The sequence below is a fragment of the Bacillus sp. MBGLi79 genome (genome assembly GCF_002953915.1).
Map to the genome: position 1 here is coordinate 2,074,247 of NZ_CP026521.1, position 12,241 is coordinate 2,086,487.

General features: G+C 43.4%; 10 protein-coding genes. All 10 read left to right on the forward strand.

Going from position 1 to position 12,241, the window contains the following annotated elements; genetic code table 11:
• Positions 1 to 2 precede the first annotated feature (2 nt).
• Positions 3 to 797: a 2',3'-cyclic-nucleotide 2'-phosphodiesterase gene (ymdB, locus tag C1T29_RS10585; RefSeq protein WP_040083141.1), complete on the forward strand. Its 795-nt coding sequence runs from the start codon at positions 3 to 5 to the stop codon at positions 795 to 797.
• 198 nt (positions 798 to 995) lie between these two features.
• Complete coding sequence (gene spoVS / locus C1T29_RS10590) at positions 996 to 1,256, forward strand: stage V sporulation protein SpoVS (RefSeq protein WP_003154135.1); 261 nt, start codon at positions 996 to 998, stop codon at positions 1,254 to 1,256.
• 265 nt (positions 1,257 to 1,521) lie between these two features.
• Entirely contained in the window at positions 1,522 to 2,565 is a 1,044-nt protein-coding gene (tdh, locus tag C1T29_RS10595) for an L-threonine 3-dehydrogenase (RefSeq protein WP_103748760.1), read from the forward strand.
• A gap of 13 nt (positions 2,566 to 2,578) precedes the next feature.
• The gene (locus C1T29_RS10600; protein WP_095431322.1) at positions 2,579 to 3,757 is read left to right on the forward strand and encodes a glycine C-acetyltransferase; all 1,179 of its coding nucleotides are present in this window, start codon (positions 2,579 to 2,581) and stop codon (positions 3,755 to 3,757) included.
• A gap of 144 nt (positions 3,758 to 3,901) precedes the next feature.
• The gene (gene miaB, locus C1T29_RS10605; RefSeq protein ID WP_014664026.1) at positions 3,902 to 5,431 is read left to right on the forward strand and encodes a tRNA (N6-isopentenyl adenosine(37)-C2)-methylthiotransferase MiaB; all 1,530 of its coding nucleotides are present in this window, start codon (positions 3,902 to 3,904) and stop codon (positions 5,429 to 5,431) included.
• A 1-nt stretch (position 5,432) separates the two neighbouring features.
• A complete protein-coding gene (gene ricA, locus C1T29_RS10610) occupies positions 5,433 to 5,864 on the forward strand; it encodes a regulatory iron-sulfur-containing complex subunit RicA (RefSeq protein ID WP_014664027.1) in 432 nt (143 codons plus the stop codon).
• Positions 5,865 to 6,124: 260 nt separating this feature from the next.
• Positions 6,125 to 6,670: an outer spore coat protein CotE gene (cotE, locus tag C1T29_RS10615; protein WP_003221022.1), complete on the forward strand. Its 546-nt coding sequence runs from the start codon at positions 6,125 to 6,127 to the stop codon at positions 6,668 to 6,670.
• A 132-nt stretch (positions 6,671 to 6,802) separates the two neighbouring features.
• Positions 6,803 to 9,400, forward strand: coding sequence for a DNA mismatch repair protein MutS (mutS, locus tag C1T29_RS10620; RefSeq protein ID WP_071584044.1), 2,598 nt, complete (start codon positions 6,803 to 6,805; stop codon positions 9,398 to 9,400).
• 15 nt (positions 9,401 to 9,415) lie between these two features.
• Positions 9,416 to 11,299 carry a DNA mismatch repair endonuclease MutL gene (gene mutL, locus C1T29_RS10625; RefSeq protein ID WP_103748759.1) on the forward strand — a complete coding sequence of 628 codons (1,884 nt, stop codon included), beginning with the start codon at positions 9,416 to 9,418 and terminating at the stop codon, positions 11,297 to 11,299.
• 381 nt (positions 11,300 to 11,680) lie between these two features.
• Positions 11,681 to 11,878, forward strand: coding sequence for an XtrA/YqaO family protein (locus tag C1T29_RS10630; protein ID WP_003220282.1), 198 nt, complete (start codon positions 11,681 to 11,683; stop codon positions 11,876 to 11,878).
• Positions 11,879 to 12,241 lie beyond the last annotated feature (363 nt).

Sequence of the window (12,241 nt, forward strand, 5' to 3'; positions counted from 1 at the left end):
AAATGAGAATTTTATTTATCGGAGATGTTGTCGGTTCACCGGGCCGTGACATGGTCAAAGAATATGTACCAAAGTTAAAAACAAAATATAAGCCTCACTTTACCATTATTAATGGTGAAAACGCCGCACACGGAAAAGGCCTGACGGAAAAAATTTATCACAGCTTAATCCAGTCCGGCGCAGATGCAATCACAATGGGGAACCACACATGGGACAAAAAAGAAATTTTTGATTTTATAGATGACGTTCCGAATTTGGTTCGCCCGGCAAACTTTCCTGAAGGAACACCGGGGAAAGGGATCACATATGTGAAAGCAAACGGCAAAGAACTTGCGGTTATTAATTTGCAGGGACGTACGTTTTTACCGCCGCTTGATGACCCGTTTTTAAAAGCGGATGAATTGATTGCTGAAGCTGCGAAAAGAACACCGTACATTTTTATCGACTTTCATGCCGAAGCGACAAGTGAAAAGCTCGCGCTTGGCTGGTACACGGATGGACGGGCATCAGCTGTTGTAGGAACTCATACACACGTGCAGACAGCGGATAACCGCATTTTGCCGAAGGGAACGGCATATATTACTGATGTAGGAATGACTGGCCCATATGACGGTATACTGGGAATGGACAGAGAGACGATTATTAAACGATTCAAAACGAACCTTCCAGTCCGGTTTACTGTCGCTGAAGGGAAAACAACGCTCAGCGGAGTTGTCATTGACATAGATGATCAAACGAAAAAAGCCGTGAAAATCGAGCGTGTTTTAATCAATGATGATCACATGTTCTTTGAATAATTGAACATAGGTTATTTTATAAAAATATTAAAAAGAAAAGCAGGAATATAGCAACTCCTTAGTGAATATAGTAAAAATGGAAGGTAGCCCGCTATTTTTGAAAAGCATTGTGGGGATGGCTTTTTGGATAGCAACATCTAATAATGATTGTTCTAATGAACACTCACTTATCCATTGTAAAACTAAGGGGGAGCAGAAATGGAAATCTTAAAAGTTTCAGCAAAATCGAGTCCAAATTCAGTGGCAGGTGCGCTTGCAGGCGTGTTGAGAGAGCGAGGAGCCGCCGAGATTCAAGCGATCGGAGCTGGTGCATTAAACCAGGCTGTAAAAGCTGTGGCGATTGCCAGGGGATTTGTGGCGCCTAGCGGCGTAGATTTGATTTGTATTCCGGCTTTTACAGATATTCAAATCGATGGGGAAGAAAGAACAGCGATTAAATTAATCGTGGAACCTCGCTAAAAACAAATAAAGTATTCTCAACCTGTTTGCGTAATGCAAACAGGTTGTTTTTCATTTATTGTGATATTTTCTCCCGATAGTATTTTTGGCATATAATGGGCGGATATGCAAAATCAGAAATGAGCTAAAACGTTTCAAAAAAAAAATTCCGCCCATTTTTCAAGACAGATACTTTTGTCCTTCTGGAAAAGACAGTGCTGTTTACGCTTATTCCATATCATGGTACAATCCGAATGTAACAAGAATTTTTCAAGGAGGATTGTACATGCAGAGTGGAAAGATGAAAGCTCTAATGAAAAAGGACGGGGCGTTCGGTGCTGTGCTGACTGAAGTTCCTATTCCTGAGATTGATAAACATGAAGTCCTCATAAAAGTGAAAGCTGCTTCCATATGCGGCACGGATGTGCACATTTATAATTGGGATCAATGGGCACGTCAGAGAATCAAAACACCCTATGTTTTCGGTCATGAGTTCAGCGGAATTGTTGAAGCTGTGGGAGAGAATGTCAGCGGTGTAAAAGCAGGAGAATATGTGTCGGCGGAAACACACATTGTCTGCGGTGAATGTGTCCCTTGTGTAACAGGAAAATCTCATGTTTGCACCAATACTGCGATTATTGGAGTGGACACGGCAGGCTGTTTTGCGGAATATGTAAAAGTTCCCGCTGATAACATCTGGAGAAATCCTGCTGAAATGGACCCGTCGATTGCTTCTATTCAAGAGCCTTTAGGAAATGCAGTTCATACCGTACTGGAGAGCCAGCCTGCAGGAGGAACGACTGCAGTGATTGGATGCGGACCGATTGGTCTTATGGCTGTTGCGGTTGCAAAAGCAGCAGGAGCTTCTCAGGTGATAGCAATCGATAAGAATGAATACAGGCTGAGGCTTGCCAAACAAATGGGAGCGACTTGTACTGTTTCTATTGAAAAAGAAGATCCGCTCAAAATTGTAAGCGCTTTAACGAATGGAGAAGGCGCAGATCTTGTTTGTGAGATGTCCGGCCATCCCTCAGCGATTGCCCAAGGTCTTGCGATGGCTGCGAATGGCGGGAGGTTTCATATTCTGAGCTTGCCGGAACATCCGGTGACAATTGATTTAACGAATAAAGTGGTATTTAAGGGGCTTACGATCCAAGGAATCACAGGAAGAAAAATGTTTTCAACCTGGCGCCAGGTGTCTCAACTGATCAGTTCAAACGTGCTCGATCTATCACCTGTTATTACCCATCAGTTTCCGTTAGAGGAGTTTGAAAAAGGTTTCGAACTGATGAGAAGCGGCCAGTGCGGAAAAGTAATTTTAATTCCATAAAAGGGGGATAAACATGACGAAGGAATTTGAGTTTTTAAAAGCAGAGCTTGATAGAATGAAAGAAAACCATACATGGCAAGACATAAAACAGCTTGAATCTATGCAAGGCCCATCTGTCACAGTCAATCATCAAAAAGTCATTCAGCTTTCTTCTAATAATTACCTCGGATTTACTTCACATCCTAGACTCATCAACGCCGCACAGGAGGCCGTACAGCAGTATGGAGCCGGCACCGGATCAGTGAGAACGATTGCCGGCACATTTACCATGCATCAAGAACTTGAGAAAAAGCTGGCAGCCTTTAAAAAAACGGAGGCAGCACTTGTATTCCAATCAGGCTTCACAACGAACCAAGGCGTACTTTCAAGTATTCTTACAAAAGAGGATATTGTCATCTCAGATGAGCTGAACCATGCCTCTATTATTGACGGAATTCGACTGACAAAGGCGGATAAAAAGGTGTATCAGCACGTCGATATGAGTGATTTAGAGCGGGTGCTGAGAAAGTCAATGAATTATCGGATGCGTCTGATTGTGACAGACGGCGTATTTTCCATGGATGGCAACATAGCTCCTTTGCCTGATATTGTAGAGCTCGCTGAGAAGTATGACGCATTTGTGATGGTGGATGACGCCCATGCATCCGGAGTGCTTGGCGAAAACGGCAGAGGAACGGTGAATCACTTCGGTCTTGATGGCAGAGTTCATATTCAGGTCGGAACACTAAGCAAGGCAATCGGAGTGCTTGGCGGCTATGCTGCAGGTTCAAAGGTGCTGATCGATTATTTGCGCCATAAAGGCCGTCCGTTTTTATTCAGCACATCCCATCCGCCTGCTGTCACTGCCGCTTGTATGGAAGCAATCGATGTCTTGCTGGAAGAGCCGGAGCATATGGAGCGCTTGTGGGAAAATACCGCTTATTTTAAAGCAATGCTTGTAAAAATGGGCCTGACTCTCACGAAGAGTGAAACGCCGATTCTTCCTATTTTAATAGGTGATGAAGGTGTGGCAAAGCAATTTTCTGATCAGCTCCTTGCGCGAGGCGTTTTTGCCCAAAGCATCGTTTTCCCGACTGTAGCAAAGGGTAAAGCCAGAATTCGCACGATTATAACCGCTGAGCATACCAAAGATGAACTGGATCAGGCGCTTGATGCCATCGAAAAGACGGCAAAGGAGCTCCAGCTATTGTAGGAGGAAGAGTAAACTCTTCCTCTTTTGATTCCTTATTGATTATTATTCTCAATGAGTGTACAATGATAGGTTGCCAGTTGTGCAGAGCTTCAATAACCTTTATACTGAAGGGTGGAAGTTTGGTTTGAAAGGAGAAAATATGATATGAATGAAAAACAAAAATTAGAGAGCGGACAAGTAAATCCATCGGACAAAAAATCCGAGAAGGATTACAGCAAGTACTTTGAAGCTGTTTACATTCCGCCTTCCTTAAAAGACGCGAAAAAACGAGGCAAGGAAGCCGTTACTTATCATAATGACTTTAAAATTTCTGAACAATTTAAAGGCTTGGGAGACGGAAGAAAGTTTTATATCCGTACGTATGGATGTCAAATGAATGAACACGATACAGAGGTTATGGCAGGGATCTTTATGGCGCTCGGTTACGAAGCGACAAACTCTGTTGATGATGCCAATGTTATTTTGTTAAACACATGCGCGATCCGTGAAAATGCCGAAAACAAGGTGTTTGGTGAGCTCGGGCACTTAAAAGCACTGAAAAAAAACAATCCCGATCTGATTCTAGGCGTGTGCGGCTGTATGTCTCAAGAGGAATCAGTCGTGAACCGGATTTTGAAAAAACATCCGTTTGTCGATATGATTTTCGGAACCCATAACATTCATCGCCTGCCGGAGCTTTTGTCAGAAGCATACCTTTCAAAAGAAATGGTCGTAGAAGTTTGGTCAAAGGAAGGGGACGTTATTGAAAACCTTCCGAAAGTCCGGAACGGAAAAATTAAGGGCTGGGTCAATATTATGTACGGCTGTGACAAATTCTGTACGTATTGCATTGTGCCGTACACACGCGGAAAAGAAAGAAGCCGCCGCCCTGAGGATATCATTCAGGAAGTGAGAAGGCTTGCGAGTGAAGGCTATAAGGAAATTACACTGTTAGGCCAAAACGTAAACGCATATGGAAAAGACTTTGAAGATATGACGTACGGACTTGGTGATTTGATGGATGAACTGAGAAAAATCGATATCCCGAGAATCCGCTTTACAACAAGTCATCCGCGCGACTTTGATGATCGCCTCATTGAAGTGCTGGCGAAAGGCGGAAATCTGCTTGATCACATTCATCTTCCGGTTCAATCAGGAAGCTCAGAAGTTCTGAAGCTGATGGCCCGCAAATATGACAGAGAGCGTTACATGGAGCTGGTTCGAAAAATTAAAGAAGCAATGCCGAACGCTTCTTTGACAACGGACATTATCGTCGGATTTCCGAACGAAACGGACGAACAGTTTGAAGAAACGCTTTCTCTATATCGTGAGGTGGAGTTTGACAGCGCCTATACGTTCATTTACTCTCCGCGTGAGGGCACTCCGGCTGCTAAGATGAAAGATAATGTACCGATGCGTGTGAAAAAAGAGCGCCTGCAGCGTCTAAACGCACTGGTAAATGAAATTTCTGCTAAAAAAATGAAGGAATACGAAGGCAAGGTTGTCGAAGTATTAGTTGAGGGTGAAAGCAAAAATAACCCTGATATTCTTGCCGGCTATACTGAAAAAAGCAAGCTTGTCAATTTCAAAGGGCCGAAGGAAGCCATAGGCAAAATCGTCCGCGTGAAAATCCAGCAAGCGAAAACATGGTCGCTTGATGGAGAAATGGTAGGAGAAGCAATCGAGGTGAAATAAGATGACGCTCTACTCAAAAAAAGACATTGTGCAGCAGGCACGGAACCTTGCAAAAATGATCTCTGAAACAGAAGAGGTTGATTTTTTCAAACGGGCTGAAGCGCAAATCAATGAGAATGACAAAGTGTCTGCAATCGTTAATCAGATTAAAGCCTTGCAAAAGCAGGCTGTCAATCTGAAGCATTATGAAAAGCATGAAGCGCTCAAACAAGTAGAAGCAAAAATTGACGCGCTGCAAGAAGAGCTTGAAGGGATTCCTGTTATCCAGGAATTCAGAGACTCGCAGATGGAGGTAAATGACCTACTGCAGCTCGTTGCACACACCATTTCCAACCAAGTCACAAATGAAATCATCACGTCAACCGGGGGCGACCTGCTGAAAGGGGAAACCGGTTCAAAGGTGAAGCATTCAAATAACAGCTGTTCTCTCTAAACACGGTGCCTTTACAGGCCCGTGTTTTTTTATCATTTATTTGGTATAAATGAACTAAATAATCTATGTACTAAATATTCAATTAGTTTTTCTATGCTCAGCCGCGAGTAAACTTTATCGCACTTATAAGTAAAGTTTCTAGGCACCCCTGCATACAATGGAACAGAAACTTTGTATTTTTATATTTTATTTATAAAAATGCACACTAGACAAATGCCCAGCATAAGATAACACGAAGAAGAACAAGGAGGCATGCCGGAATGTCTGAATACAGGGAAATTATTACGAAGGCAGTAGTAGCGAAAGGCCGAAAATTCACCCAATGCACAAACACCATCTCCCCTGAGAAAAAACCGAGCAGCATTTTGGGTGGTTGGATTATTAACCACAAGTACGATGCAGAAAAAATTGGGAAAACGGTAGAAATTGAAGGGTATTATGATATAAACGTATGGTACTCATACGCGGACAACACAAAGACAGAGGTTGTCACAGAACGGGTAAAATACGTAGATGTCATTAAACTCAGATACAGAGACAATAATTACTTAGATGATGAGCATGAAGTAATTGCCAAAGTGCTTCAGCAGCCAAACTGCCTTGAAGTGACTATTTCGCCAAATGGAAATAAAATCGTTGTGCAGGCAGAAAGAGAATTTTTGGCGGAAGTGGTAGGAGAAACAAAGGTAGTTGTTGAGGTCAATCCTGATTGGGAAGAGGAAGACGAGGAAGATTGGGAAGATGAGCTTGATGAAGAGCTTGAAGACATCAACCCGGAATTTTTAGTGGGAGATCCTGAAGAATAAAAAAGGGACTAGGGGAGACAGTACCCCCAAGTCTCTTTTTTATATTGATATATCATTCTTTTATCACTTTTTGTTTATGTTATAATGAAGGCTGGAAAATAGAAACGTTGATACATAGTGAGGGATTAAACAATGGCCGGTTATACGCCTATGATACAGCAATATTTAAAAATTAAGGCAGAGCACCAGGATGCCTTTTTATTTTTTCGACTGGGTGATTTTTACGAAATGTTTTTTGAGGACGCTAAAAAAGCGTCACAAGAGCTGGAAATTACGTTAACGAGCAGAGACGGCGGTGGGGCGGAAAAAATACCGATGTGCGGTGTGCCGTATCATTCTGCTTCCGCGTATATTGAACAGCTTATTAAAAAAGGATACAAAGTGGCGATTTGTGAACAGACGGAAGATCCGAAGGCCGCAAAGGGTGTTGTAAAAAGAGAAGTGGTTCAGCTTATTACGCCCGGAACTGTAATGGACGGAAAAGGCATCCATGAATCGGAAAATAACTTTATCGCATCTGTTTCAGCCTGCTCGAATGGATACGGGCTTGCGCTTTCCGATTTAACAACGGGAGAAAATTTGGCTGTTTTGATTGAACGGCTTGAAGACGTCATATCAGAAATTTATTCAGTCGGCGCACGTGAAATCGTGGTTTCAGGAAGCCTGGATGCCGATACAGTCGCACAGCTGAAAGAGCGGTGCGGTGCAACGATTTCAATTGAAGACGGAGAAATAGACGAACACGTCACGGTCACGATCATTGAGCACTTAAATAATGAAGATGTAACAAAAACGTTTATGCGCTTATATGCGTATCTGAAAAGAACCCAAAAGCGCAGCCTTGATCATCTTCAGCCTGTGCAGGTGTATGAGCTTGAGGAAGCGATGAAAATTGACTTGTACTCTAAGCGTAATCTGGAGCTGACTGAAACGATCCGTTCGAAAAATAAAAAAGGCTCCCTTTTGTGGCTGCTGGATGAAACAAAAACGGCAATGGGAGGCCGGCTTCTTAAACAGTGGATTGACCGGCCGCTTATCAGAGTCAATCAAATCGAAGAGCGCCAAGAAATGGTGGAAACATTGATGTCCCATTTCTTTGAACGGGAAGATCTGCGTGAACGATTAAAAGAAGTATATGATTTAGAACGTCTTGCCGGCCGCGTGGCATTCGGAAATGTCAATGCCCGGGATTTGATTCAGCTGAAGGAATCGTTAAAGCAAGTGCCTGGCATCAAACAGCTGGTTGCTTCACTTGCTCATGACAAGGCCAAGGAACGTGCAGAGCGTATTGACCCTTGTGGAGATGTACTTGAACTGCTGGAAGAAGCGCTGTACGAAAACCCTCCTTTATCGTTAAAAGAAGGAAACCTGATAAAAGACGGTTACAATCAAAAGCTTGATGAATACCGTGATGCAAGCAGAAACGGAAAAGACTGGATTGCCCGCCTGGAACAGCAGGAGCGGGAATACACAGGCATTCGCTCTTTAAAGGTCGGCTTTAATAAAGTTTTCGGTTATTACATTGAGGTGACAAAAGCAAATTTGCATTTGCTTGAGGAAGGGCGTTATGAGCGGAAGCAGACGTTAACGAATGCAGAGCGCTACATTACACCAGAATTAAAAGAAAAAGAAGCGCTCATTTTAGAAGCGGAAAATAACATCTGTGAGCTGGAGTACGAGCTGTTTACCGAGCTGCGCGAGAAAGTGAAGCAGTATATTCCGCGGCTTCAGCAGCTTGCAAAACAGATGAGCGAGCTGGATGCGCTGCAATGTTTTGCGACAATTAGTGAAAATCGTCACTACACGAAACCGGAGTTCTCTAAAGATGAAGTCGAAGTGATTGAAGGCAGACACCCGGTTGTTGAAAAAGTCATGGACAGCCAGGAATATGTCCCGAACAACTGTATTATGGGCGATAACAGACAAATGCTTCTCATTACAGGTCCAAACATGTCAGGGAAAAGCACGTATATGAGACAAATCGCGCTCATTTCCATTATGGCGCAAATCGGCTGCTTTGTACCCGCGAAAAAAGCGGTACTTCCGATTTTTGATCAAATTTTTACACGAATCGGCGCTGCAGATGATTTGATTTCCGGACAAAGTACATTTATGGTAGAAATGCTTGAAGCGAAAAATGCAATTGTCAATGCGACGAAAAACAGCCTCATTTTGTTTGATGAAATTGGGCGGGGAACGTCCACTTATGACGGCATGGCGCTGGCACAGGCGATTATTGAATATGTTCACGATCATATCGGCGCCAAGACGCTGTTCAGTACACACTATCACGAGCTGACCGTTCTGGAGGACAAGCTGCCCCAGCTGAAAAACGTTCATGTTCGCGCTGAAGAATATAACGGAACTGTTGTCTTTCTTCATCAAATTAAAGAAGGTGCTGCTGATAAAAGCTATGGTATCCATGTAGCTCAGCTTGCTGAGCTGCCTGAAGATCTGATTGCGCGCGCTCAAGATATTTTAAAAGAGCTGGAGCAGTCAGGAAACAAACCAGAGGTGCCCGTGCATAAATCTCAGGAGGCGAAACCCCAGGTGAAAGAAGAACCGGCACAGCTGTCCTTTTTTGACACAGCGGAAAAGCCGGCTGAAACACCAAAGCTTTCAAAAAAAGAAAAGCAGGTGCTCGATGCCTTCAAATCACTTAATATACTGGATATGACACCGCTTGAAGCGATGAATGAAATGTACAAGCTGCAAAAGAAATTACATTAAAACGGGGTGATGAATGTGGCAAAAGTCATCCAGCTGTCAGATGAGCTTTCAAATAAAATAGCGGCGGGCGAGGTTGTGGAACGGCCCGCCTCAGTTGTCAAGGAATTGGTGGAAAATGCGATCGACGCTGACAGCACAGTCATTGAAATCGATATTGAGGAAGCAGGCCTTGCATCCATTCGGGTTTTGGATAACGGCGAAGGAATGGAGAATGAAGATTGCAAGCGTGCCTTCCGCCGCCACGCAACAAGTAAAATAAAAGATGAAAATGATTTATTCAGGGTAAGAACGCTTGGTTTTAGGGGAGAAGCCCTGCCGAGTATCGCGTCAGTCTCTCATCTGGAAATTACGACAAGCACTGGTGAAGGAGCTGGGACGAAGCTCGTCCTTCAAGGAGGAAACATCATTTCCGAATCGCGGTCCTCAAGCAGGAAGGGAACTGAAATTGTCGTTTCGAACTTGTTTTTTAACACACCGGCCCGTTTGAAATATATGAAAACCGTTCATACAGAGCTTGGAAACATTACAGACGTGGTTAACCGTATTGCTCTGGCGCATCCAGAGGTATCGATCCGTCTGCGCCATCATGGGAAAAACCTGCTTCAAACGAATGGAAACGGAGATGTACGCCATGTACTGGCAGCGATTTACGGCACTGCTGTCGCCAAAAAAATGCTTCCGCTGCATGTAAGCTCTTTGGATTTTGAAGTGGAGGGATATATCGCTCTCCCAGAGATTACACGGGCGTCGAGAAACTATATGTCGTCTGTGGTCAATGGCCGTTACATTAAAAATTTCCCGCTCGTCAAAGCGGTTCATGAAGGATATCATACGCTTTTGCCGATCGGACGCCATCCCATTACCTTTATAGAAATTACGATGGACCCGATTTTAGTCGATGTCAACGTGCATCCATCGAAGCTTGAGGTCCGGCTCAGCAAGGAAACAGAGCTTCATGACTTAATACGTGACGGAATTAAAGATGTATTTAAACAGCAGCAGCTGATTCCGAGTGCCCAGCTCCCGAAAAAATCAGCACCTGCCATCAAAAATGAGCAGCAGTTCATAACCTTTGATGAAAAACCTGCGGAAAAAAAAGTTGCGGAAAAATCGACTGCGCCATCTTATTCACCAATGAAGCTCAGCTCAGTCGTGAAAGAGCCGGTGGATGCGGAGGAAGAATTGCCTCCTCTCCATTTTGATGCTCCACCTATCGATGATGAGGAACAAACCCTTGAGGTGTCCAGTGTTTCAGAAGAACAGCCTGAAACATATGAGCAGGAATACCATGAGGAACAGCCGCAGCCAACGTCTGAGCGGGTTCCGATTATGTACCCGATCGGCCAGATGCACGGGACTTATATATTGGCACAAAATGAAAATGGCTTGTATATTATCGACCAGCACGCCGCCCAAGAACGTATTAAATACGAGTACTTCCGTGAAAAGGTGGGGGAGGTTGAACCTGAGGTCCAGGATATGATTGTACCGCTGACGTTCCACTACTCCACAAACGAGGCTTTGATTATCGACCAGCACAAACAAGAGCTCGAAAGTGTTGGTGTCTTTTTAGAGTCATTCGGCTCTAACAGTTACATCGTCCGCTGCCACCCGGCCTGGTTTCCAAAGGGGGAAGAAGCCGAGCTGATAGAAGAAATCATTCAGCAGGTGCTCGACTCTAAAAATATTGATATTAAAAAACTCCGTGAGGAAGCCGCGATTATGATGAGCTGCAAAGGCTCCATCAAAGCAAATCGCCACCTCAGAAACGACGAAATCAAAGCGCTTCTGGACGACCTCCGAAGCACATCAGACCCATTTACATGCCCGCACGGCCGCCCGATCATCATACACCATTCCACTTATGAGATGGAAAAGATGTTCAAACGCGTGATGTAGTGGGGGGGTTGGTGAAGGGGAAAAGACCTTTTGCCCGTATTTTGTCCATACATTTTTCAAGCATTGAGATATTCTTCGGAATTGATCAATGCTTTTTTTATTGTGTTTTTTCAGTGATATGAATTTAAACATTTGAAGTCATCTTGACTGTAGAAAATAAAGACTTACGTCAGCATAGGGAAGTCATTACATGGATTATGACGGAAGAGGAGCGTTTGGAGTATATAAAAAACATCCAATCATCCCAACAGAAGAACCACAGACTAAGCTGCAAGTTTTCCCAATGAACGATTGGACGTGATAACAGTCATCTAGTAGACGTCACCCGTATGGAAAAATAGAAACTCAACACTTTTATTATACCTTTCGAGTGCGTTTACAGTGAACTGTCCAAAACATATAGAAAATCTGGAACAGGTACTTAATCAAATTGAAAATGACAAAAATTACGTCATTGTGATTGACGGAAACAATAAATCATTCAAGTTAACGGAAATGCCGGAGCACGGGAAAACAATCGTGCAAACGTCAAAAGGCAATCTTTCAAGAATTGATTTTGAAATCGGCTATAAAATGTGACGCAGAGGGGCGGGTCCTCTCTGCGATAAAATAGTTTTTATGCTGATGGGGTTAGGATTCTGGTTTTATTTCCAGTACGAATATAGGCCGGACATGAAGGCGAATATCACGTTATTAGGCGCAATCATTGCATTCACGGCCGCGGCGTTTTTTTTCAAGATATTGATAAGTATAGAGAGAAAAAGAGATAGGCGATCATGATTAAAGCTGATATAAATTCTTCATTCTTCACTTGATTTAAATCCTAATATAGCCGATATGATAAAATAGGATTTATTGTAAATAATCGGTTTCGGGAGGAAAATGGTTTGAAGGATGTTTTGTCTGTATTCGGTGAAAATTCATCAGTAATGCTTCTTTCTG